Here is a 23,610-nt window from a genome sequence, read left to right on the forward strand (position 1 = left end):
AACTAATTAATATACTCTGTTTCTATAAAGTAATTTACAATAGCTTCTTTCATTAAAATACTTTGTTCTCCTGCTTTTAAATGTGGTAATGCTTCTAGAGTTTTGTAGTGTGGCCAACCATCCTTATCTACAAATTCTAACTCGTAATACCCATAGGGAGTAAGTAGTTTACATATAGCAATATGCATAAGATCTAATTTTTGGTCTTTTTTAAAAGTTCTCTCTAATTGCCCTAGCTCTTGTACACCTATTAAATAGATAATGGCATCAAGATCTAAAGGATCTCCATCTGCAAATTGATTGGATAGTTTTTCTACTACCAATTCCCAGCGTTCTTTTAATTGTTCGTCTCTGGACATTTGTAAAATTAAAAAAGTTTAAAATTGAAAGTTCAAAGTTAGTGAACCTCGTCGTTACTTTAGATAATCTGTTGTTTAAATTGGTATTATTGGTCTTTACCCTTATAATCTAATAGTGTAGTGGTCTATAATTTTTAAAAATTATATATTTACAAAAAGATTAGTTGCATGGGTGTTATTGATATTGTTTTAGGGGCTTTAATTTTATTTGGACTTGTTCGCGGTTTTATGAAAGGGCTTTTTGTTGAAGTTGCATCTCTAGGAGCTTTGATTGCTGGTGTTTATGGCGCTATCCATTTTAGTAATTTTGCTGCCGATTTTTTGCAAACTAAAACCGAATGGAACGAAAAAACCATTAACATTACTGCCTTTGCTATAACTTTTGTTATTATTGTTTTAGCGATTGCTTTAGCGGGAAAAGCACTTACTAAATTAGCCGATTTTGCTGCCCTTGGAATTTTAAATAAAATTCTTGGCGGTGTTTTTGGAGCACTTAAAATTGGTCTTATTTTAAGTGTTATTTTAATTGTTTTTGATAAACTTAATAACACCATTACTTTTGTTGATGAAGAAAACGTGGGGAATTCGATACTTTACAAACCTGTAAAATCTTTAGTTCCCATGATTTTTCCTGATATTTTGGCTACTGAAGAAGACACTACTCCTGAAAATGAGGAGATATAAATACTATTTTTTATTTATTGTGAATTCTTCTAGTATTTTTGTTAAGCCTAATTGAAACAAAGTGCCTTTTATAAGGTCTTGCATGTCTTTTAGTTCTGTATGACTCATTGCAAAAGTTATTTGAGGATTTAGAGTTTCTAAGAATAATAACTCACATGGATCACTACCTAAACTGCAACTTTCTACACATTTCTTTATATTATATGAAAACTGGATGAGCTCTTTTTGAGTTAGAAACAATCCTGTATTTCTAAAAACTAGTTGCGTTTTTTTTAAATCTTTAACGATACCTCTTTTCCATTGAAAAGCAATACCAAAATTATTATAATAAATGGTGTTAATATCATTCATGATCATTAATTTAAAATTAAAGTATAGTCTATGTCATTAATACCTAATCTGGATTCGGAAAACATCCTTTATTGTATAATTAAAAGTCTTTTTAGTTCTTTTAGTTCTTGCCTTTTAAACATTAAAACCAAATTTTCTTACATACAAGGAATAGGGATTTTTCTTTCCACTTTTGCAGAGACATATTTATACTCCCAATAATCCATTTCTATACTTAAAACATAGTTTCAAAATTGTTCAAGCTCTTTTTCGATTAAATTCCAGATAGATATTATTAAACTCTAAATGATATACGTAACATTGCTGACATATAGATAACTTTTTTCTTTAGATATTGTTTTTATAGTTGCGCACATATTTTTGAAAATTCCACACAGTGTTAATAATGATGGTAAAACTAGTAGTGTTATCATCCAACTCCTGAAGCCTTAAATCTATTCAATTTATTTTAAAATCAGCCAAGATTAATCCTATTGTTTAAAAAAAGGGCCATCAAACCTCTATACTTATAACCATTATTGACAGAAAAGGTTTTTATAGAGTAAAAATATCTTCCTGAAATCCAAAGCGAGGAGGAGAATTCTCTATTCAAAAAATACACAAAAAAATGGAAAAATTCTTTCTGCACAAAATGGACATTATAGTCCCCGAAAAAGATCCAATAGTAAAGATAAAAAGAACGATTTATTGAAATAAAAAACTGAATACTACCTAATAATTAATGAACCTGAGCAATTATTTTAAAAGAAACGATCATGTGAATTTTTAGATAAGCTAATAATGATTCTGTTTTTTCTAAAAAAAGTATTGTAAATTAGAACTTAATTGTGAGTCTAAAGAAAAACATTAACTGGAACCAAATAAATGATAGACCTCTTTAATATTAAAACAGGAGCATATATAAATAAATATCTCCCAGCAAGTTGACGAGGTATTAAGAGAAAAAAACATTTTTAGATTGATGAAAAACCTAAGGTTTTCAAACTTTCTTCTTTTACCCCGATGCAAGCCTCAATAAATCCTTTAGATTAAAAAACTAGGTAAAAATGACAACATTTTAAGTTTTGTGCTCATTTTTAATATTGTTTTTTATCCAACTTAAACACTCTTTAAACTCTTTAAATATGTGTTCTTTAGGAATTAAGTCTGGAATAATATCAATACGCTCCATCATGTATTTAGGCTGATCTAGCAAACCAACAAACAGCACTTCTATGCTCTTTTTATTTAATTCTTGAAGCATATCTTCCATAGCATATAGTCCAGATTGATCCATATACTGCATACGTCCTAAGCGTATAATAACCGTACTTGCTGTATCTGGTATTTGTGCTACTAATTGCTGAAAATCGCTGGTAGACCCAAAAAATAATGGTCCTTTAATATGTTTTATAAAGACTTCTTCTTTTAAACCTTCAGGGAAATTTATTTCATCTGCCCAAGCCTCTTCTTTTAAAGGTTTAACATCACTACGTTTTGCTGTTAAATCGCCTATTTTTTTCATGAACATTAGGGATGCTATAACCAAACCAATACCTACTGCATAAATTAAATCCCAAAACGTTGATAATAAAAGTACAATGATCATAATTAAAACTTCCGAACTTAATTTTAAAGGTCCTAACTTCATATCCTTTGGCAAACTCGGTATCGCTTTTAAACCTTTATAATCCATAACTCCTATTCCTACTGTTATTAAAATACCAGCTAAAACTGCAGATGGTATTTTTGAGGCTACTGGACCTAAAACAAGTAACATTAGTAATAACAAAACACCTGCAATCATTCCAGATAATTTTGTTTTTCCTCCAGAATTAATATTTACAACTGTTCTAATGGTTGCGCCTGCTCCTGGAATCCCTCCAAAAACGGCTGCAATACTATTACCTATGCCTTGACCTACTAATTCTTTATTAGGTTTATGTTTTGTTTTTGTCATATTATCTGCCACGACACTAGTCAACAAAGAATCTATAGCCCCTAGTAAAGCTAAAGTAAGTGCTGTAAAAACATATGGAGTTATACTATTGATTTTAAAATTAGTGAAGATTTCTAAATTAGGAATAGGTAATCCACTTGGAATTTCGTCAATAGGGATATACTGTAACTTAAAACCATAAGCTATCCCAGACATGACTATTAAAGCCACTAAACTACTTGGTACTACTCTACTTATACGTTTAAACCCATAAATAATAAAGACTGTACCTAAAGTTAAAAATAATTCTAACCAATTAATATTTTGCAAAGCTCTTGGTAAAGACTTTACAGCTCCTAAAGCTCCTGATGTCTCTTTTACTGCTAATGTTTTCGACTCTTCTAATATATCTACTTCCGTTATTTCTTCTGCTCTCTTTATTGTTTCTTTAAAATCTTCTAAAACAAGTATCCCTTCTTCTACTTCTTCTTCTAGAATACTTTTAAGAATAACATTTTCTGCCTTAGGTTTAAATGTATTTACAAACTCAATATCTTGGTTAGGGTAATATCCAACAGAAGGCGATATTTGAGTTAATATTATAATAAGACCTATAGCTGTCATAAAACCAGATACTACTGGATAAGGAATATATCTAATGTACTTTCCTAAACCTAGTATTCCTAAACCAACTTGCATTAATCCTGCTAATAAAAACACTGTAAGAATTACTGGTAATGCTTTATTAACATCTCCATCGTTAGTAGCAATAATACCTGCTATAACAATCATACTTACTGCTGTCATAGGCGCTGTTGGTCCAGATATTTGTGTATCTGTTCCTCCAAAAAGTGCAGCAAAAAAACTTATAAAAATAGCACCATAAAGCCCTGCTGTAGGTCCTAACCCAGATGATACACCAAATGCTAAAGCTAATGGCAGAGCTACAATTCCTGCTGTTATACCTCCAAAGGCATCTCCTTTTATGTTTGAGAAAAGATTTTTCATTTTACATGTTTTTTAAAAGACCTAAGTTAACTTATATTAGATCAAAAAAAAAGCGAATACTTTAAGTATTCACTTTCAATCTATATTATTAAGGTTTTAAAATGTAACAAATGCGATCATATTTAATTGATCTCTGCTGGCTGTTTCAAAAAACTGATTCATGTACCCAAATTCAAATCTTATATTTTTATTTAGATTATAACCAAGTCCTCCATAAACCCTATTTCTATCGAATATAGCTGTTTTACTATTTAAAAATATTTCATTGTAAGCAGATAAGTAATATTTATTCTTTTCCTTATTGCTTAACGGTATTTTTAAGCCTAAAAAATACCTGAATCTTAACTTAAAATCATCTTCAACAAAACGTTGCTCAAATCTATAACGATGGCTTAATTTAACATTACCAACTTTTTGTCCTGAAATAAATTGTTGGAAAATTCTATGTTCGTTAACCGATACTTTATTATTAGTGGTTCCTGTATAATTTTCAGATTTAATATAACCGTAACCTAATAAAATATTACTTTTCTTTTCATTAAAAGTGTAACCTAAACCTGTCCTTAAAAGTAATTGTTCTAGATCTCCAATAGCATCATAATTCCTGTATTGCACCTCATTATGAACATTCCATTTTGAGTTTAGCTTTTTATTACCAATATATATTAACCAATTCCCCAAATTACTATCTTGACTTTGTACAAATATAGGTAGCATTAACGCGAATATTAATGCTACTATATTTACTTTCTTCTCCATCTTTTTTTTCCCCATTACTAAGGCGTTTATTCGTAAAATGCTACTGCTCCAGAATGAATATCGTACATGGCTCCAATAATTTTTATCTCTCCTTTATTTTGCATTTCTGCTAATACGCTACTCTCTTTCTTTATTCTATCTATAGTTAAAAGAACATTTTTTTCTGCAACATCGTTTACAAACTCTATATTTGATGAGTTCCTTAAATTTGGGTCTTCTGGAGTTACTACAGTCTTTACCGCCGGTTTAATTTTATCTAACATCGCTGTTAAGTTACCTAATTTAGCATCATCACAAGCACCTTTAACAGCACCACAACTTGTATGTCCTAAAACTACAATAAGTTTTGTTCCTGCTAGTTTACACGCAAACTCCATGCTTCCTAAAATATCTTCATTCACAAAATTCCCTGCAATTCTCACACTAAAGATATCACCTAAACCTTGATCGAAAACTAACTCTGCCGATACTCTAGAATCTATACAACTTAAAATGGTTGCAAACGGAAATTGTCCTTCGCTAGTATCATTAACTTGTTCTAATAGGTTTCTATTTGCTTTTAAATTTTTCTGAAATCTAACATTTCCTTCTTTTAAATATTGTAATGACTTTTCTGGAGTCATTGTTGCTTGTGTTTCTCTTGTATGTGCTTTCATTTTTTACGTTTTTTTAATTAATTATGCCGTTTTTGGGCGTAGTTTAAAAAACTCTATAAAACTAGACGGGTTTTCAACCGTACCTCTTTCTGATACTAAATGAATATCAATATTTCTTTCTTTGGCTTTTAATGCAAAATCATCAAGAATTTCAATAATATCATTATCTAAATATCTAGTTTTTCTAACATCCAATTCCAAATCGGTGTCTATTGGCAAACTATCTAATTCTTTTAAAATGGCTCCTTTATTAAAGAAAGTTACTTCTTCTGCTAAAGTCATTTTAATTTTATGCTTTCCATTACTCTTGTCTTCAATATGTAAAAAGTGTGAGTTTTGGTAACTTTTAATAAGAATTACGACAATACCTACTACTAAACCTAAACCAATTCCCCAGAGTAAATCAATAAATACAATTCCTAGCACTGTAACCATAAAAGGAATCCATTGTTTCCAACCTAAACTAAACATTTTTTTGAATGTTGAGGGTTTAGCAAGTTTGTATCCTACTATAAACAATACGGCTGCCAATACAGACAAAGGAATCATATTTAATAATTTAGGAATTAAAATCACTGAAATTAATAAGAAAAATCCATGCATAATAGCCGATAATTTTGATACGCCTCCAGATTGTATATTCGCAGAACTTCTTACGATTACTTGTGTAATAGGTAAACCTCCTATTAAACCAGAAAGTATATTTCCTGTTCCTTGAGCAAATAATTCTCTATTGGTGGGTGTCACGTTTTTGTGCGGGTCTAGTTTATCTGTTGCTTCAACACAAAGCAGTGTTTCAAGTGAAGCTACTAACGCTATCGTAAAACCAGTAACCCAAACTTCAGAATTACCTATAGCTTCAAAATTAGGAAAACTAAATTGACCTAAAAAACTATTAAAATTTTCTGGAACAGGAACAGACACAAGATTATCCTTGATAATATTAAATGTGCCATCTTTAGTTAAAATATAAAATATAATCCCTATTAATACTGCAACTAAAGGCCCTTGAACTAACTGGAATATTCTTCCTTTTTTTGATAAAACATTAGACCATAAAATTAATATTCCTATTGCTACTAATGCAATAAAAGTGGATCCAATACTAATATTCCCGCTTAATAATGCATTTATCGCATTTAATAATCCTGAGATTGTATTTTCACCATCTAGTTGAAGAAAGGCAAAATCTCCTTGTGGATTTTTATCCATCCCAAAAAAATATGGAATCTCTTTTAAAATAATAATAATCCCTATTCCTGTTAGCATCCCTTTTATTACTGATGAAGGAAAATAGTAACCAATTATCCCCAACCTTAATGCACCGAACAATATTTGAATTATACCTCCAATTACTACAGCTACTAAAAATTTTTCGTAACCTAATGAATTTATAGAAACAAGAACAATAGCTGCTAATCCAGCTGCAGGACCACTCACTCCAATTTTAGACCCACTTAAGGCACCTACAACTACACCTCCAATAATTCCTGAAATTAAACCTGAAAAAAGTGGCGCACCACTTGCTAAAGCAATACCTAAACATAAAGGTAATGCGACAAAAAATACAACTATACTCGCTGGCAAGTCATTTTTAATTGTTTTAAACATATTATAATAAAGTTTTGGCCTTTGGTTAAATAAACCAAAAGCAATTAAAATAAATAAGGGGCTTTAATAATAAGCCAATAAATTAAATATATAATATGTGTTCTGGTGGAGGAGAAATAAGATTTAAATGAGGTTTAGGGTAGTTTTTAAAAAAATACTCTAAAATGTTTTCTTCTTCCAAGGAATCAAAATCTGCTTCGCAATGAAAATCTTTAAAAACTAATATTTCTATATCCTTATTTTTTTCGTTTCCTTTTTCTTCTTCGTCAGAGGAATCATAAAAGAAAGATATATCAACAGAATCATCAACCATAACAATAATAGTAGGTGCTACTAAAAAAGCAACAAATATTAGTGATAAGATTAACGAAACTATGTTTTTTGTCATTAAATTCGAGATTTTAATAAAGCAAATATACCATTTCTTTTGTTACAGAATAATTAATAGTTGTTCAACAATTTAACATCTTTAGAAGAAACCCAACCTGTTTTCTCATCAGAAAGCTTTATTTTTTTCCAATTATTAACGTCGTCTATAACTTGAACTTTTGTTCCTTCATGAAGTCTAAAAGATTCTTCACTTCTTATATTTGGTTCACTTTTAACTTTACTTTCCTGAGCAAATATAATAGCAGGGTTATCCTTTTTATCTATATTATATTTATGAAAAGCAAAGAATAAAGCAACAAACAATAGTAGTAATGATAGTGTACTACCAATAAATGCTAATCTTTTATTTAATGTTGAATACACAAAATAATATGCTAAAAATAATATAACAAAACAGAAAACGAAACCAACAGCTACCTTTGCCCAAGCATCAAAAGACATCTTGTTTGAAATACTTTTTATAATTTTCGAAAATCCTACTTCTGGAATCACATCAATATCATCAACAGTCATATTTCTAGCAAAAGCTATATTGTTTTTTATGTCGCTATCATTAGGAGCCAAATGCAACGCTTTCTCATAAAAATAAATACTTGGTGCTATGTTATTAAGTTTATAATGTGCATTTGCCAAATTAAAATATAAGTCGGCAGAATGTTTTCCTGTTTCTAAAATATTATCATATTTTTCTATAGCTTCAGCATATTTACCCTGGTTATATAATGCATTCGCTTTTTTAAATAAAATATCATTTTCTGCAAAAACACCAAAACTTAACAAAAATGATAGTATGTATATTACCTTTTTCATCTTAACGTGCTTGTTTATCAATTAAAGAAATTGTTTTTGCTGCTTTATCATAATCTTCTTGCATAGTCACAGTATCTATAGGCGTGTAACGTGCTAAATCACAATTTCCTACAATACTTATAAAACTTTTAATAACGGCAGTATCAACCTGTCTTTCTTCTAGTAGGTTATTGATTTTATCTTTACTTAAATCACTAGTTTCAATATGTAATTTCGCCTTTAAATAGTTATGCAATGCTTTCTCTAAAGCGATATAAAAATCTTCTTTTTTACCTAAAGATTTTTTTGCGCTACTTAAATATTTTCTTGCCAATTTATCTGCTTTTCGTATTCTATTTCCAGATACGTCTGCATCTCTAATAGCTTTTTTCTTTCTAACTAAAATAACTAAAGGAATTGCTAAAAAGGGCAAAAATAGTAAAGACCAAAACAAGCTACTTTTAAAAAAATAACTCTGTTTTATATTAAAAAAACTTGTTTTTGTTTTTATAAAAGCGAATTGATCGTTATTAAAAACTACTGTTTGCTTGTTATTGTTTGAGGTTGTATTATCTCCATTAGCACTTTTACTATTCGGTCCATTTAAAACATTAATCAATAACTCATCTGAAGATAATCGCTTATAGCTTTCTGTTTTTAAATCAAAATATGAAAACGAAATACTTGGTATTGGATATTTGCCTTTATATTGAGGTACTACAGTATAACTATCTGAAATACTTCCTTGCATACCAGATAAATTGGTTTTCACATTTTCCTTATGTTCAGGCTCATAAACCTCTAAAGAACTTGGTAATGATATTTTTGGTAGTTTAAACAGTTTTAAATTACCATTACCTTTTACTTCTACTTTTAATTGTAAAGACTCTGATGCATCTAATTCTGTTTTAGATGATGCTACATCAAAACTAAAAATACCAACTGCACCTGTAAAATCAACTGGTTTACCTTTCTCTGGTAATGGTTTTACATTAATTGTTTTATTACCTGCAGATATCGTTTTATTAACTCTGGTCATTAAGAAGCTCCCAAAAATATCACGTCTGTTTGTTGGTACACGTAATGCTATATCTAAACTTAGTGGTTCTATATTTAATTTTCCTGTTTTTTGAGGATATAATACGGTTTTTCTTAAAACTAAATATCGATATTCTTCTCCATTATAGGTACCATTTTGAACTTTTTGTCCTCTAGTATTTATGCTCTGACTCCAAAAATCATTATATCTTGGACTGTCTATTTCATTCCAATTATCTACAGCTATTTTAGGAGAAACATACAGTTTATAAACGACAGTAATAGCTTCATTTAAATAAGGGTTACTTTTAGAAACTTCTGCAACTAAATGAATGTTTTCTGAAGCTAAGTATTTTGGGTCGTTAGGATCTTTTGGAATATCTACCGCAGCTGTGACTTGAATTTTTTTGGGTTGCGTTTTATAAATTTCTCCCTTAATATTTATAGTAGCTTGAGAAATTGTAAAGTTCCCTCGTTTTTTTGGAGCTAAAAAATAACTATATGTTTTCTTATAAGATCTAACCCCGTTTATCCAAGAGTTACTAACAGATTGATTTGGACCTCCTACAACTGTAAAGTTTGCAAAATCTGGTGGATTAAAATTATCTCCGTCTTGATTCATATCAAAATCAATACGTAAACGCTCATTTACTCCTAATTTTTGCTTACTTATTTTTGCCTCAAATTTTACTTGCGCTGATGTTATACTTGCTGTAAGTATGAATAGTAATATGTATATGTATTTTATTAGTTTCATAATAATTAATGAACAACGACTAATGATTTTTAGTATTTGATTTATTACTTTTCGATGTTTTAATGCTACTTCAAAAAATTGAATATTAATTGGTTGTTTCCATCTAAAGCTTTCTTCAAACTACCAATCTTTTTCAGTTTTCACTTTTACGCCTTTTTGCTTTTCAGCATTCATTTTTTCTTGAACTTTCTGCTCTTGATTATTCATGGCTTCTAATAAACTCTTTATTTGTTGAGGAGATAGCTGCCCAGGTTGGGGCTTAGGTTGTTGTTTCTCTTTTTCATCTCCTTTACCTTTATCATCTTTTTTATCCTTAGGCTTATCTTTCTTATCATCTTCTTTTTTCTCTTCGTCTCCTTTATCCTTTTTGTCTTCTTTATCGTCTCCTTCCTTATTATCCTTTTCTTTGTCGTTGTTTTCTTTATCGTCTTTTTTATCTTTATTGTCTTTATTTTCGTCTTTCTTATCCTTGTCGTCCTTTTTATCGTCCTTATTTTGGTCTTGCTTTTTCTCTTCTTCTTTTTGCTTTTTCTTAGCTAAGGCTAAATTATAACGAGTCTCCTCATCTGTAGAATTATTTCTTAGGGCATCTTTATAAGCTTCAATAGCTTCTTTATAATTCTTATTTTTCATTAAAGTATTTCCTATATTATGAAATGCTTTATGTTTTTCTTCTTTTGAAGTTGCACTTTTAGCTGCTTGTTGATGCCTATATAAGGCCGCTTCATAATTCTCTTTATTATAATACGAATTACCTAAATTATACATTCCAGCAACACTATTAGGCTGTTTTGAAATTGCTTTTCTGTATTCCATTTCTGCAGAAACAAAATCATCTCCATTTATCAAAGTATTTGCTTTATACACATGATTATTTGCTTTTTTTAAAGCTAATAACTCTTCTTTTTCTTGTGCAAAAGAAAATGCTGATATACATACTAATATTAAAGCTACTAATTGTTTCATTTTTATTTCTAATATAAAAAACCTAATGATTTTTATTCGTTAAAAAATTTATAAAATAATGGTCTTTTTATAGAAAACTTAAAAGTTTTCATTGAATAGGTTTAACTTTTTCAACCATCCTGTTTTTCGGTCTAATAAAAATACATCTAAAAGCAAAAAGAAAATACCAAACCCTAAAAACCATTGGAATTGATCTTTAAAATCGGCAAATTGTTTCGCTTCAAATTCCGTTTTATCCATTTTGTTTAAAATTTCACGAATCTTCTCTACAACATCATGCGTGTTTTTTCCATTTATATAAGCGCCATTGGCTTCTTCGGCAATACTTTTAAGGGTTTTTTCATTTAAACGCGTAATGACAGTTTCTCCTTGACGATCTTTTTTATAATTTAAGATAACCCCATTTCGTTTTTCTGGAATGGGACCTCCTTTTACATCTCCAACACCAATTGTAAAAATTCTAATGCCTTCTTTATTGGCTTCTTCGGCTACTAATGCAGCTTCTTCACTATGATCTTCTCCATCCGAGATAATAATAAGCACACGGTTAGTTTGCTCTTCATCATCAAAATAAGTTTTCGCCAATTTGATAGCTTCATTAATAGCAGTTCCTTGAGATGATAGCATATCTGTATTCATGCCTTGCAAAAACATTTTTGCAGAAGCATAATCTGTTGTTATAGGTAATTGAGGAAATGCTTTGGCTGCATAAGCAATTATACCAATACGATCACTTGCTAAATTATTTACTATTTGTGTTACTAATTGTTTCGATTTTTCTAATCGATTTGGAGCAATATCTTCTGCCAACATACTTTTAGAAACATCTATTGCAAAAACAATATCGACACCTTCTCTTTTAACAGTCTCTAATTTTGTACCATTTTTAGGGTTTACTAATGCTATTACTAAACAAGCAAATGCTAAGCAAAACATTAATATTTTTAATACCGATTTAAAAACTGATTTGTTAGGGCTTAACCTATTTATCATTTCTTTATTTGCAAACTTCTTTTGGGTACTTCTTTTCCAAATTTGAAGCAACAGAAAGAACACTACTATCACTGGAATGATTAATAATGCCCAAAACCATATTTTTTCTTCTAATAAATCAAACATATTTATTAATCTTCAATTATTAAATTTTATACAAAACTTCTAAAAATCGTAAAACGTAATAGCAATTCAACGCACAGCAATAACCCCGCTAAAATCACTAAAATTCGATACTTTTCTTCGTAATTATAAAACTTAAATTCTTCTACTTCTGTTTTTTCTAGTTTGTTAATCTCTTTATATATGTCTTCTAACTTTTTATTATTAGTAGCTCTAAAATACTTCCCGCCTGTTACTTGTGCGATTTCTTTAAGTAATACTTCATCAATTTCTACTTGTACACGTCCATATTGAAAAGTACCGTTTGGTAATATACCAATAGGAGATAAAGCCATTCCATTAGTTCCTAAACCAATAGTGTATGTTTTTATACCATACTCAACCGCTAATTCACTTGCTATTTTTGGATCTATAAAGCCAGAATTATTTACACCATCTGTTAATAAAATAATAACTTTACTAGTTGCTTTACTATCTTTTAATCTATTTACAGAAGTCGCTAAACCCATACCTATAGCAGTACCTCCTTCGATAATATTATTATACTTAATACTTCTTAAAGATCGTATTACTATAGATTTATCACTAGTAATAGGTGTTTTTGTATAGCTTTCTCCTGCATATTCGACTAAACCAATTCTATCATTTGGTCTTCCTTTTATAAATTCTGCTGCTACTTTTTTTAAGGCTTCTAATCTATTTGGAGATAAGTCTTTTGCCAGCATACTTGCAGATACATCTATTGCCATAACAATATCTATACCTCTTGTTGTTTTTGTTTTTGTTGATACATCAACAGATTGGGGTCTAGCTATAGCTACAATTAATAAACCTAATGCTACTAAACGCAAAACAAATAATAAGTGTCTTAATTTAGGCAACCAAGAATTAGTAATTTTAAACCCTTTTAAACTTGATATTTTTAGTTCTGCTGTTTGGCTTTTGTGTTTAAACACATACCAGACTATTGCTAACGGAAGTACTAGTAATAACCAAAAAAATTCTTTATTTAAAAATTGAATGCCATCAAACATTATTCTTCATCATTTTTAAGTTCAACTGAATTTAAAATTCGCTCTGCCATTTGGTCTGCATAAACATCATTTTTTTTCCATGAAATCAAGATTTGTTGCACCACATTTTCAGCTACAAACCCTAAAATAGTATAATTTCCTTTTTCAATTTTATCAGAATTTGGAATAGGTATTTCTAAAGTTCCATATATTTTTAAACCTTCAGCTCCATTTGGTGTAACAAATTTATCACTCATTGTAATAATATTTTTAGCGCCAGCTTCTTCTAAAATTTTCAAACTACCATCTACAGCTTGTTGGGCTTCTAATTTATTTTCTCCTAAATTTTTAACCTTAGTTGTAGCTACTATAATATTAAGTTTACTTGCTAAAGTACCATAACCAAACTGGGTTAAGTCTATTTGTTGCGCTAATTGTTCTGGCAACTTAGGACTCATTCTTTTTAAAACCTCTGGTGTTGTAATTGTTATTGGAGGAATACCATAGGCACTAGTTACCCAATCTTCTCCTTCTAGAAGTTCTTTACTCTCATGACCAAAAATGGTATCTTTCACATAATTAAAACCGTATTTTATTGAAAAACCAGTAAATGTTGCTATTAACAAAAAGATACTTATAACTACGGTTATTATTATTTTATTTCGCTTCTTTTTACGCTCTTGTTCTTCTTTATATTTTTGATCTAAAAGTTTTTCCTCTTCAGTAGGTTCTGGCAAAGCTTCTTTTACTTGATCTATTTCAATATCAATAGTATTTCTATCTAATTTTGCTAACTCTACATCTGGAGCAGATTTTGCAAACTTTACTAAATCTGCACGTTTTAAAATACTCTCTAATTTTTTAATATCTTCTTTACTTAAATCTATTTGATTACCATCTTTAAGTAAATTAAGTCTATTAATAAGTTCATCTGTGGTACTTTCTAAAGCCCGGTCATAAACTTTCTCATCTAAGTATTTCCTAATAATTAATGTTAATTCGGAATAGTAATCTTTTAATTCTTCTTGCTCTAAATAATGACTTTCGTCTAATTTTTTTAATGCCAATTTAGCTCTATCATAAGGAGGTAATAAAGCTATTTGCTCCTCTTCTGTTAAAGGTTTTTTTCTCCAAATAAACCAATATAATAAAAAGGCTACGGCTCCAATTATTAAAAATATTAGCAGCATATATTTCCACCAATCGCTACCTGTTTTTTTAACTTCTACAATGGGTTTAATATCATAGAGCCCCTGTTTTGTAGTATCTACTATAATTTCATTAACCTCAACTTTTAATGAGTCTGTAAAAAAGGTTTTATCTCCAATAATTATTTTTTGTCTTGGAATGGTATATGCTCCAGAATCGAATTGTGTTAAACCATACCTTTTTATAAGGTTATACTTGTCATTATTTTTAGTAGTATCTATTTGATAAGATTCTATCATTTCTAGAGGCGCAAAGGTTTGTCCTTCTGGAAAAACAACTAAACTATTTGCATCTGCCTCTACTTGAATTTCGTACGTAATTTGCTCACCAATTTTAATAGAGTTAGTTTCTATTGATGACTTTACTTGTGCGAATGAGAAAAAAGAAAAAAGAAAAAAGAGAATAGACGGAAGACATAAGGCAGAAGACGGAAATCTAAATCTCTCTATATTCTTATGTTCTTTTTTTAATTTCTTATATCTAAAATCATTAATCATAAATCTAAAATCGTTTTATCCTCTACGTTTAAAATAACCTAATAGTTTTTTTACATAACTTTCGCCTACCATACAATCTATAGTTCCTGCTCCTGCCTTTTTAAAACTATCTTTATAATATTCTACTTTTTCATGATAGAATTTACCGTAATTAAGGCGTACTTTTTTCGAAGATGTATTTACTAACATAAGCTCGCCTGTTTCTTCATCCTGCATTTGTACCATACCTAAATTGGGTATCTCTTCTTCTCGCTTATCATAAACTCGTATTCCTGTTACATCGTGCTTACCTGAAACAATTTTCATAGTTTGATGATAATCATCTGCTATAAAATCGGACAACACAAATACAATCGCTTTTTTCTTCATCACATTGGATAAAAACTTTAAAGCTTCAACCAAATTAGTTTGTTTACTTTCTGGCTCAAACTCTATTAACTCTCTAATAATACGCAGTACATGCGATCGTCCTTTTTTAGGAGGAATGAATAGTTCTACTTTATCTGAAAACAGAATAAGTCCTATTTTATCATTATTTTGAGTTGCTGAAAATGCTAGTGTTGCTGCAATTTCGGTAACTACTTCATTTTTGAACTGTTGTTCTGTACCAAATAATTCGGAACCAGAAATATCTACCATGAGCATCATAGTAAGTTCTCGTTCTTCTTCGAAAACCTTAACATAAGGCTCGTTGTAACGTGCTGTAACGTTCCAGTCTATACTACGCACATCATCTCCAAATTGATACTGACGCACTTCACTAAAAGTCATACCACGTCCTTTGAAAGTAGAATGGTATTCTCCTCCAAAAATATGATCAGACAACCGACGTGTCTTAATCTCTATTTTTCGTACTTTTTTTAGTAATTCTTTGGTATCCAATTGTTGTTGAAATGTTGAATTATTAAATCGTTTAATCGTTTTCTGCTTAACCGAATAAACAGTTAAACATATAAACTATTAAGGCACTTCTATTTCGTTTACAATTTTATTTATAATATCTAGTGATGTTACATTTTCGGCTTCTGCTTCATATGTAATACCTATTCTATGACGTAATACATCGTAAACAATTGCGCGAACATCTTCTGGAATCACATAACCTCTACGCTTAATAAATGCATAACATTTTGCTGCGGTTGCTAAATTGATACTTCCACGTGGTGATGCTCCAAAAGAAATTAGCGGTTTTAAATCGGCAAGTTTATATTTTTCAGGATAACGTGTAGCGAATATAATATCAAGGATATACTTTTCTATTTTTTCATCCATGTAAACCTCCTTAACAGCCTTTTGAGCTTTTAATATTTGGTCTACAGAAACGACAGGATTTACTTTATCCCAAGAACCTTTAAGATTGGCTCTCATAATAAGTTGTTCCTCATCAATTTTCGGGTAGTCTATAACCGTTTTTAACATAAAACGGTCTACCTGCGCTTCTGGCAATGGGTAAGTTCCTTCTTGTTCTACAGGATTTTGAGTTGCCATTACTAAAAACGGCTTATCTAATTTAAATGTTTCGTCACCAATTGTCACCTGCTTTTCTTGCATAGCCTCTAATAGAGCAGACTGCACTTTTGCTGGCGCTCTATTAATCTCATCTGCCAAAACAAAGTTTGCGAAAATTGGCCCTTTTTTTATAGAGAAATCATTAACCTTCATATTGTAAATTAATGTTCCTGTTACATCTGCTGGCAATAAATCTGGAGTAAACTGTATCCTGCTAAAACTACCATCTACAGCTTGTGATAATGTATTAATAGCTAATGTTTTTGCTAACCCGGGCACACCTTCTAGCAAAATATGCCCTTGCCCTAATAGACCTATAAGCAAACGTTCTACCATATGCTTTTGCCCAACGATGACTTTATTCATCTCTAGCATCAGTAAATCAACAAAAGCACTTTCCTTTTCAATTTTCTCATTAATTGCCTTAATATCAATTGTACCTGTTTCTTCCATCATTTTTTATTTAATTAAAACCCCGAATATAACACCCTTATTCGAGCAATGCAAATTGTAAAAAATTTTATTCAAAAGCTGTTAAAGATTGGTTAAAAATATATACCAACCTCAACAAACATAGTATTTAACAAATATTTATTATAAGTTATTCTTAAATATTACCTTTTATCGTTTTCATGCTTCTTTAAAAGTACCTAAATATATTAAAATGCAATATTTCAAAAGGATTTCCATGTTGAAAAAACAAAAGACATACCCATCAAATTAATTCATTAAAAATCACTTTTTTTTTAATCTTATAATCCTGATTTCTAATCTAAAACTACAAAAATCAACCTTTACTATTCAATAAACACACATCAATCACAATTTAAAATTATTAACATCATATTAAACCTGTTTTTAAGTATTTTTATACTTGATTTGTAAAAACGCACAACTTTTAAAAACTATCAACATAACACTTTAATTACATTGAAAAAAACAAACAAAATAGCTTTAATCACTGGAGCAACAAGCGGAATAGGTGAAGCAGCTGCCTATGAATTCGCAAAACAAGGCATTAATTTAGTTTTATGCGGCAGAAGGCTAGAACGTTTAAATACTATACAGAAAGCCTTAGAACAATTAGTTAATGTTCATATTTTAAACTTTGATATACGAGATAAAACAAAGACTTTTCAAGCTATAGAATCTCTTCCTGAGAAATTTAAAAAGATAGACATACTTATAAACAATGCTGGAAACGCCCATGGATTAGATTCTATAAACGAAGGTAATATTGATGACTGGGATGCTATGATGGACATAAATGTAAAAGGATTACTTTATGTAAGCAAAGCTATTATTCCGCAAATGACAGAGCACCAATCTGGACACATTATTAACATTGGTTCTTCAGCAGGAAAAGAAGTATACCCAAAAGGCAATGTGTATTGCGCCAGCAAGCATGCTGTTTTAGCAATTACAGAAGGCATGCGCTTAGATTTAAATCCATTTGGCATAAAAGTAGGTTCTATAAATCCTAGTTTGGTTGAAACCGAATTTTCTCAAGTTCGTTTTAAGGGTGATGCTATTGCAGACTCTGTTTATACAGGATTTAAAGCTTTACAGGCTAGTGATATTGCCGAAATAATTTATTTTGCTGTATCAAGACCTCCTCATGTAAACATTGCCGATTTATTAGTATTCCCAACTGCACAGGCAAATAGCACCACTGTTAAAAAAGATTTTTAAAACGAATAAACACCATGACTAATCACCTAAAAGAAACATGGCAACAATTAGCAATAAAATTTAGCTCAGACCAATCTATCATCAATCAACTATGGGAAGAAATAGAAAAACAGTACACCCTTAAAATACGCCATTACCACAATCTATTACATCTAGCCAACATGTTCCGTCAAGCGGAAACCTTAAAAGAATCTATTGTAGATTATGACACTTTTTTATTAGCTATCTGGTATCATGACATCATCTATAAACCTAGTAAAAACAATAACGAAGAAAAAAGCGCACTTTTAGCCAAAAACAAACTTAAAACACTAAATGTTGAAGAAAAAGCATTAGAAACCATTCAAAATCTAATTATTTCCACACAAAAACATGAAATAATCCTAACCAATAATAATGATAATGCGTATTTACTAGACATTGATTTATCTATCTTAGGAAGTAATTACGACACTTATAAAAATACACTAATAGCATAAGAAAAGAGTACGCTATATACCCAGATTTTATTTATAACAAAGGAAGAAAGAAGGTTTTACAACATTTTTTAGAACGAAAAACATTATATTTCACTGAGACTTATCAAACTAATTTTGAAGCACAGGCAAGAGAAAACATTTTAAAAGAAATAGAGTTATTATAAAATAATATTCTTGTCTTAACAGGAAATTGCTATGATTAATAAACGTTTACTTATAAAACACCTTTTAGCTCATAATGATGAGAATAGTTTTTATGACAAAAAACGAAAAATCGATATTGGTCAAAAAGAAGGTAAAGCCAAATTTTTAAAGCATATTTGCGCACTATCTAACAGTAACCCTAAAAACAACTCTTTTATAGTTATTGGTGTTGAAGATGAAGACAACAATATTATTGGTGTAGATTTTTTTGATGATAGCAAAATACAAAATCTAATTAATGCTTATTTAACAAACCCTCCCATAGTACAGTATGAAAACATTCCATTTCCACACTTGCCAGACGACAAAGTTGTTGGCTTAGTAACTATTAGACCTATTGACGAAATAACATCTTTAAGAAAGAATATTTGGAAGTATTACGGAGGCTCTGTATTTTTAAGAGATGGCAGTATAAGCATGCCAAAAGTTTTTGATATTGAAATAAAAGACGTTAATTCTAAAATTGTTGAAGCTATTGAAAATAATGCTCAAAACAATATAGAGCACACACTTAACGGCGTATTTGATTTCATGAACACTCGTAAAGACTACAATGCTCAATACAAAGTATTTAAAGAATATTTTGTAGTCTGTTGGGCTGGACAAAAAAAAGTAGTTAAAGATGAAATTTTCTTTTCCAGAGTAGATATTGAATTAATAAACGAGCAAGTTCGTTTATTCTTTTCTGCTTTAGACGAAGTCTCTATTTCTTTCGACAACAATAGTTTTAAAATTATTGAATATGTAAATCTAGGGCTTCAAGATTCTAACAAATATTATCCTTTAGAAGAAACCTTAATTAAGTTTGAAGATAATGCTAATTACAATATAGAAACCACTCTTTTATTTCAACCCCCTCAATTTGATAAAAAAGTACTGCATCATATTTACAACACCAATAATGCTATTTTAGAAAAACTAAAAAAAGGAATACCTCTTACCAAAAGTGAGGAAACAGATTTAAAAAACTTACCTGCAACCTACTTAATATGTTACCTTAATTTATTTCATGAAGCCATTTATAAACTTAATGAAGCTAAACCTTATTTAAAAAATTACGGCAAGCAATTATATGGTTTACATAAGGAAGCTTTAAGAATTTTAAGAAAAGTAAAGTACAGCTAAAACTTTTATTCTTATAAAAGAAGAATATTCAAGGCTATATTAATTCATAAAAGACCACAATATTCGATTAAACACCTAATAGCTCTTAAAAAACAAGAACTACAGCAAATAATTAGGTATTTTATACAAAGAATTTTCAATAATTTAACAAAAATAATACATAGTTAAAAATCAAAACTTTTTTCTTAGCTGAAAAAATACTACATTAGCATTGCTATTAATCTTTTTAAGATATAAACCTTGTTTCTATTCAATTGCAAAATTGATATTTGAGACAAGGTTTTTTATTGAATACAAATGAGTTTCACATTCAAAATAAAAGCTCATTAAATCTAAGTTTAATGGGCTTTTATTATTCTTAATATATTAAATAAATAATCTAATAATTAAAAACTTTATTTAAAAACAAACATCGTACTAGTTTTTTCTATTGTCATTGCTGTTATTTCAGTATCTGCATCAGGATTACCCGAAACAGAACCTGTAATAATACGAGAATCAACTCCATTAAGACCAACAACAATTAAGCATATTGAGCTGTTCCTTTTTCTAATAAATTATCAATAGTTACTCTGTATGTTCCATCTACTAAAACGATGCAAATTCTCCACTTTCAAACACACCTTCTCTTTCAGAAAACACAACCACCTCATTATCTATATTATACACTAAAAAATCCAAATCTGCATCAGTTTATGGTTTGGTAAAACCATAAACAATCCAAAACAAATTTAATTGCAAGACCATCAGAATCTGTAATCATTTCTACACCTGAAGCTGATGAGCCAGCATCTCCTGAATCATCATCACTATTACAAGAGGTAAATACTAATGAAGCAAACAAAACAAAGACAACTCTTAAATAAAATTTAATTTATTAAACGTCTTATTTAAAACCTTCTCATCATTCACTTCTAACCATTTATTTAAAACTGTAGCATAGATTGTTCTAAAATCTATTTCAAATTTTAAATCACCATTATCATCTAAATCACTTAAACTTGCCATATCATTATACAAACCTTGCTTCTTTAATTTATCTCCAATAATAAATACATTATTAGCTGTACCATGATCTGTACCTATATTTGCATTTTGCTTTACACGTCTTCCAAATTCAGAAAAAGTTAAAATTAAAGTGTCTTTAAACATATCATTCTCTTTTAAATCTTGAACAAAAGCCTCTATACCATTAGCATAAACTTCCAACAGTTTTTTTTGTTTATTTAACTGATTTACATGAGTATCAAACCCTCCTAAAGAACCATAAAACACTTTTGTTTTTAAACCTGAATTAATAAATTGAGCCATTGTCTTTAACTGTTTCCCAAAAGCATTATTAGGATATTCTTTATTACTTGTAGCAGTTTTACTCGTTTCATAAATATACTTAGCCGAAGATTCTGCGGCGATCATAGATTTATACAAATACCCCAAGTTATGCTCACTTAAATGCGCATCGTTTTGATACTTATTAACATTCTTAAAATATGGATCTTTAGATAAATTATGTAATATTCTAGCATCTTGAGTTGCAATAGCATTCATGGTATCACCTTTCATAGCTAAGGACAAGCTTTCATCTATCTCAATAGCGTTATAAGGATGCGCTCCATAATTATCTAAATAACGACCTAACCACCCACTTTGCAAATACTTATCTGAATCTGTAGCGGTTTGCCAAATATCCATAGATCTAAAATGTGACCTTACTGGATTTGGATACCCTACATTGTTTATAATAGATAAATTCCCATTATCATATAAACGTTTTAAAGGAAATAAGCTTTTATGCAAACCAACATCGTCTGTAAGTTTAAAAATTTGATTTTTAGGAATACTTAAAGAAGGGCGCTCTTTATAATATAAATCATTCCTAAATGGAATAACAGTATTCAAACCATCGTTACCCCCAGACAACTGTATAATCACTAACCTTTTATAACCTAAACTACCAGTTGCTACTTCCTCAAAAGCTTTTACAAAGCTAGGAACAAAAAATAAACTACTAGCTAAAGACGACTGTTTTAAAAATTTTCTTCTGTCCATAATTAACACATTTGATATTCAGGTAATGACATAAGTTGTATACAATATTCACGTTTGGATACTTTCTTCAAGGAGTTTAAATATAAACTCGTACTTTCATTTATATCACAAAGTAATAAGTGATTTTCTAAATCACTTATTTCAACACCTTTAAACATTCTATTAAAATATACCCAATTACTTTCTGTTTTAAACCTCTTACCCAACCCGTTTCTTAAGACTTCTTTTTTATTAGCTATAAACTCAGCATCAATTGATACTCCTTTTTCAACCTTAGAAATAAAAGCACTATTTAAAAGAATAGATGGTAATTTTAATCTCAAAACTATGGTATTACTATCTATCCAGCTTTTCCCACCTTTCCAACCAGCTACATTAGGTGGGTTTAATAAAACTTGTCCTAATAATTTTTGAATATATAGTAACTGCTTAGGTTTTTTAAAATCTACAGGAACTACTGTTTTTAAACCTACCAGAAATTCAATAGGTGATTTTATTTTTGTTCCTATATTATTCTCATCATAAAACCAATTGGATAGCAGCATAAAACGCATCAGTTTTTCTATATTATAATCCTCATAAAAAACATTTACCATGCCGTTTACATGACTTTCAACAACAATATCGTTAACAAAATAGCAATAGATTTTTTCACAAATATATCTTGCACATTGCTTATTTTTAAGAATTATATCAATAATATCATCTCCAGTAAAATGGCCTGTTTTTCCAAAAAATGTTTTTGTCCCTTCATCATGTTGATGTTTTTTAAAAACAAATTCGCCTTGCATATTATGACTATAACCCGTAAACGCTTTTGCGCTTTCTTTAATATCTTGTTCGGTATAATGACCTACTCCTAATGTAAACAACTCCATAAGCTCTCTAGCAAAATTCTCATTAGGCCTCTGCTTACGATTTTGTTTTGTATTTAAGTATTTAGTCATTGCTGCTTCTTTAGAAATGGCAACAACAAAATCCTTAAAGTTCCCAAGAGCATGTGTTCGTAATGTATTATGAAACTGCTGTGTAAATACAAAATTATTGTCTTCACAAACGAAATGATTAGCCCAAAACAGTGTCATTTTTTCTCGTAATAACGCTTCAGGTTTAGCAAGTCTATCTATCCAAGCCACATTCAATTCAATAGTCTTTTTTCTACTTAACTTTTGAATCTCCATAATGTTCTTTTTTACTTCCTCAAACGTGCCAACCATTAAGTTTTCAATTTCCTTAGTATCTATTTTCAAAGGACTCATTTTTTTTGAAGTACCAATAAGATCATCAATAATCTGTCGCTTACTTTTTTTAGATAACCTCTCAAGTTCTGCTGGTAAAATGCCAAAACCAATACGCCAATAAAGATGTTGAATATGTTTACGTTTCATCTATTCTTTCTTATTTTATTGTTTACTCTGTAATCCTTTAGAC

At 29.7% G+C, this 23,610-nt stretch carries 23 protein-coding genes and 1 pseudogene; 4 read left to right on the forward strand and 20 right to left on the reverse strand.

Annotated features, from left to right (window positions below; genetic code table 11):
- Window positions 1–2 precede the first annotated feature (2 nt).
- The gene (locus A8C32_RS03060; protein WP_069828968.1) at window positions 3–359 is read right to left on the reverse strand and encodes a hypothetical protein; all 357 of its coding nucleotides are present in this window, start codon (window positions 357–359) and stop codon (window positions 3–5) included.
- A 168-nt stretch (window positions 360–527) separates the two neighbouring features.
- Here A8C32_RS03060 and A8C32_RS03065 point away from each other — a divergent pair, with 168 nt between their 5' ends.
- Window positions 528–1,043, forward strand: coding sequence for a CvpA family protein (locus A8C32_RS03065; RefSeq protein WP_069828969.1), 516 nt, complete (start codon window positions 528–530; stop codon window positions 1,041–1,043).
- A 3-nt stretch (window positions 1,044–1,046) separates the two neighbouring features.
- On the opposite strand, the gene A8C32_RS03070 is transcribed toward A8C32_RS03065, so the two are convergent.
- The 16 genes and pseudogenes from A8C32_RS03070 to A8C32_RS03135 all read right to left on the reverse strand — a co-directional run bounded on the left by A8C32_RS03070 (window position 1,047) and on the right by A8C32_RS03135 (window position 17,083).
- Window positions 1,047–1,394 (reverse strand): hypothetical protein, encoded by a 348-nt coding sequence (locus A8C32_RS03070; protein ID WP_069828970.1) that lies wholly within the window; start codon window positions 1,392–1,394, stop codon window positions 1,047–1,049.
- Between the two features lie 137 nt (window positions 1,395–1,531).
- Window positions 1,532–1,609 (reverse strand): annotated as a pseudogene (locus A8C32_RS21415) (DUF6686 family protein); the annotation flags it as partial.
- Between the two features lie 22 nt (window positions 1,610–1,631).
- Entirely contained in the window at window positions 1,632–1,706 is a 75-nt protein-coding gene (locus A8C32_RS21420; RefSeq protein ID WP_432416487.1) for a DUF6686 family protein, read from the reverse strand.
- Window positions 1,707–2,451: 745 nt separating this feature from the next.
- Window positions 2,452–4,320, reverse strand: coding sequence for a SulP family inorganic anion transporter (locus tag A8C32_RS03075; RefSeq protein WP_069828971.1), 1,869 nt, complete (start codon window positions 4,318–4,320; stop codon window positions 2,452–2,454).
- A 96-nt stretch (window positions 4,321–4,416) separates the two neighbouring features.
- The gene (locus tag A8C32_RS03080; RefSeq protein WP_083253222.1) at window positions 4,417–5,094 is read right to left on the reverse strand and encodes a DUF2490 domain-containing protein; all 678 of its coding nucleotides are present in this window, start codon (window positions 5,092–5,094) and stop codon (window positions 4,417–4,419) included.
- 11 nt (window positions 5,095–5,105) lie between these two features.
- The gene (locus tag A8C32_RS03085) at window positions 5,106–5,735 is read right to left on the reverse strand and encodes a carbonic anhydrase family protein (protein ID WP_069828972.1); all 630 of its coding nucleotides are present in this window, start codon (window positions 5,733–5,735) and stop codon (window positions 5,106–5,108) included.
- A 21-nt stretch (window positions 5,736–5,756) separates the two neighbouring features.
- Window positions 5,757–7,346, reverse strand: coding sequence for a SulP family inorganic anion transporter (locus A8C32_RS03090; protein WP_069828973.1), 1,590 nt, complete (start codon window positions 7,344–7,346; stop codon window positions 5,757–5,759).
- Window positions 7,347–7,428: 82 nt separating this feature from the next.
- Complete coding sequence (locus A8C32_RS03095) at window positions 7,429–7,734, reverse strand: hypothetical protein (RefSeq protein WP_069828974.1); 306 nt, start codon at window positions 7,732–7,734, stop codon at window positions 7,429–7,431.
- A 53-nt stretch (window positions 7,735–7,787) separates the two neighbouring features.
- Window positions 7,788–8,546, reverse strand: a complete 759-nt coding sequence (locus A8C32_RS03100; RefSeq protein WP_069828975.1) for a tetratricopeptide repeat protein — start codon at window positions 8,544–8,546, stop codon at window positions 7,788–7,790.
- A gap of 1 nt (window position 8,547) precedes the next feature.
- Window positions 8,548–10,320, reverse strand: a complete 1,773-nt coding sequence (locus A8C32_RS03105; RefSeq protein ID WP_069828976.1) for a BatD family protein — start codon at window positions 10,318–10,320, stop codon at window positions 8,548–8,550.
- Window positions 10,321–10,440: 120 nt separating this feature from the next.
- Entirely contained in the window at window positions 10,441–11,286 is an 846-nt protein-coding gene (locus A8C32_RS03110; RefSeq protein WP_069828977.1) for a tetratricopeptide repeat protein, read from the reverse strand.
- 78 nt (window positions 11,287–11,364) lie between these two features.
- A complete protein-coding gene (locus A8C32_RS03115; RefSeq protein ID WP_069828978.1) occupies window positions 11,365–12,405 on the reverse strand; it encodes a vWA domain-containing protein in 1,041 nt (346 codons plus the stop codon).
- A 26-nt stretch (window positions 12,406–12,431) separates the two neighbouring features.
- Window positions 12,432–13,436 (reverse strand): vWA domain-containing protein, encoded by a 1,005-nt coding sequence (locus A8C32_RS03120; RefSeq protein WP_069828979.1) that lies wholly within the window; start codon window positions 13,434–13,436, stop codon window positions 12,432–12,434.
- A complete protein-coding gene (locus tag A8C32_RS03125) occupies window positions 13,436–15,121 on the reverse strand; it encodes a BatD family protein (RefSeq protein ID WP_240491675.1) in 1,686 nt (561 codons plus the stop codon). Before A8C32_RS03125 ends, A8C32_RS03120 begins: the two co-directional genes overlap by 1 nt.
- Window positions 15,122–15,136: 15 nt before the next feature.
- Window positions 15,137–16,003, reverse strand: coding sequence for a DUF58 domain-containing protein (locus A8C32_RS03130; RefSeq protein ID WP_069828980.1), 867 nt, complete (start codon window positions 16,001–16,003; stop codon window positions 15,137–15,139).
- Window positions 16,004–16,081: 78 nt separating this feature from the next.
- Window positions 16,082–17,083: an AAA family ATPase gene (locus A8C32_RS03135; RefSeq protein WP_069828981.1), complete on the reverse strand. Its 1,002-nt coding sequence runs from the start codon at window positions 17,081–17,083 to the stop codon at window positions 16,082–16,084.
- 477 nt (window positions 17,084–17,560) lie between these two features.
- Between A8C32_RS03135 and A8C32_RS03140 the strand changes: the two genes are divergently transcribed.
- From A8C32_RS03140 to A8C32_RS03150, 3 genes are all read left to right on the forward strand, one after another.
- Window positions 17,561–18,322, forward strand: coding sequence for an SDR family NAD(P)-dependent oxidoreductase (locus A8C32_RS03140; protein WP_069828982.1), 762 nt, complete (start codon window positions 17,561–17,563; stop codon window positions 18,320–18,322).
- A gap of 14 nt (window positions 18,323–18,336) precedes the next feature.
- Window positions 18,337–18,801, forward strand: a complete 465-nt coding sequence (locus A8C32_RS03145) for an HD domain-containing protein (RefSeq protein WP_240491676.1) — start codon at window positions 18,337–18,339, stop codon at window positions 18,799–18,801.
- Between the two features lie 195 nt (window positions 18,802–18,996).
- The gene (locus A8C32_RS03150) at window positions 18,997–20,130 is read left to right on the forward strand and encodes an ATP-binding protein (RefSeq protein ID WP_069828983.1); all 1,134 of its coding nucleotides are present in this window, start codon (window positions 18,997–18,999) and stop codon (window positions 20,128–20,130) included.
- A gap of 688 nt (window positions 20,131–20,818) precedes the next feature.
- Here A8C32_RS03150 and A8C32_RS20485 read toward each other — a convergent pair.
- Genes A8C32_RS20485 through A8C32_RS03160 form a run of 3 tightly spaced genes read right to left on the reverse strand, consistent with a single transcriptional unit; the run spans window position 20,819 to window position 23,567 of the window.
- On the reverse strand, window positions 20,819–20,974 hold the full coding sequence (locus tag A8C32_RS20485) for a hypothetical protein (RefSeq protein ID WP_165605778.1): 156 nt from the start codon (window positions 20,972–20,974) through the stop codon (window positions 20,819–20,821).
- Window positions 20,975–20,988: 14 nt separating this feature from the next.
- On the reverse strand, window positions 20,989–22,179 hold the full coding sequence (locus A8C32_RS03155; protein ID WP_069828984.1) for a DUF1501 domain-containing protein: 1,191 nt from the start codon (window positions 22,177–22,179) through the stop codon (window positions 20,989–20,991).
- A 2-nt stretch (window positions 22,180–22,181) separates the two neighbouring features.
- Window positions 22,182–23,567, reverse strand: a complete 1,386-nt coding sequence (locus tag A8C32_RS03160) for a DUF1800 domain-containing protein (RefSeq protein WP_069828985.1) — start codon at window positions 23,565–23,567, stop codon at window positions 22,182–22,184.
- Window positions 23,568–23,610 lie beyond the last annotated feature (43 nt).

This window comes from Flavivirga aquatica (assembly GCF_001747085.1).
Taxonomy (GTDB): domain Bacteria; phylum Bacteroidota; class Bacteroidia; order Flavobacteriales; family Flavobacteriaceae; genus Algibacter_C; species Algibacter_C aquatica.

Bases quoted from the DNA above. Each gene is read 5' to 3' on its own strand.
- A8C32_RS03155 (WP_069828984.1), bottom strand. From the start codon at position 22,179: ATGGACAGAAGAAAATTTTTAAAACAGTCGTCTTTAGCTAGTAGTTTA.
- A8C32_RS03100 (WP_069828975.1), bottom strand. From the start codon at position 8,546: ATGAAAAAGGTAATATACATACTATCATTTTTGTTAAGTTTTGGTGTT.
- A8C32_RS03150 (WP_069828983.1), top strand. From the start codon at position 18,997: ATGATTAATAAACGTTTACTTATAAAACACCTTTTAGCTCATAATGAT.
- A8C32_RS03115 (WP_069828978.1), bottom strand. From the start codon at position 12,405: ATGTTTGATTTATTAGAAGAAAAAATATGGTTTTGGGCATTATTAATC.
- A8C32_RS03075 (WP_069828971.1), bottom strand. From the start codon at position 4,320: ATGAAAAATCTTTTCTCAAACATAAAAGGAGATGCCTTTGGAGGTATA.
- A8C32_RS03065 (WP_069828969.1), top strand. From the start codon at position 528: ATGGGTGTTATTGATATTGTTTTAGGGGCTTTAATTTTATTTGGACTT.
- A8C32_RS03125 (WP_240491675.1), bottom strand. From the start codon at position 15,121: ATGATTAATGATTTTAGATATAAGAAATTAAAAAAAGAACATAAGAAT.
- A8C32_RS03145 (WP_240491676.1), top strand. From the start codon at position 18,337: ATGACTAATCACCTAAAAGAAACATGGCAACAATTAGCAATAAAATTT.
- A8C32_RS03090 (WP_069828973.1), bottom strand. From the start codon at position 7,346: ATGTTTAAAACAATTAAAAATGACTTGCCAGCGAGTATAGTTGTATTT.
- A8C32_RS03085 (WP_069828972.1), bottom strand. From the start codon at position 5,735: ATGAAAGCACATACAAGAGAAACACAAGCAACAATGACTCCAGAAAAG.
- A8C32_RS03135 (WP_069828981.1), bottom strand. From the start codon at position 17,083: ATGGAAGAAACAGGTACAATTGATATTAAGGCAATTAATGAGAAAATT.
- A8C32_RS03080 (WP_083253222.1), bottom strand. From the start codon at position 5,094: ATGGGGAAAAAAAAGATGGAGAAGAAAGTAAATATAGTAGCATTAATA.
- A8C32_RS03120 (WP_069828979.1), bottom strand. From the start codon at position 13,436: ATGTTTGATGGCATTCAATTTTTAAATAAAGAATTTTTTTGGTTATTA.
- A8C32_RS03060 (WP_069828968.1), bottom strand. From the start codon at position 359: ATGTCCAGAGACGAACAATTAAAAGAACGCTGGGAATTGGTAGTAGAA.
- A8C32_RS03110 (WP_069828977.1), bottom strand. From the start codon at position 11,286: ATGAAACAATTAGTAGCTTTAATATTAGTATGTATATCAGCATTTTCT.
- A8C32_RS03160 (WP_069828985.1), bottom strand. From the start codon at position 23,567: ATGAAACGTAAACATATTCAACATCTTTATTGGCGTATTGGTTTTGGC.
- A8C32_RS03070 (WP_069828970.1), bottom strand. From the start codon at position 1,394: ATGAATGATATTAACACCATTTATTATAATAATTTTGGTATTGCTTTT.
- A8C32_RS03095 (WP_069828974.1), bottom strand. From the start codon at position 7,734: ATGACAAAAAACATAGTTTCGTTAATCTTATCACTAATATTTGTTGCT.
- A8C32_RS03105 (WP_069828976.1), bottom strand. From the start codon at position 10,320: ATGAAACTAATAAAATACATATACATATTACTATTCATACTTACAGCA.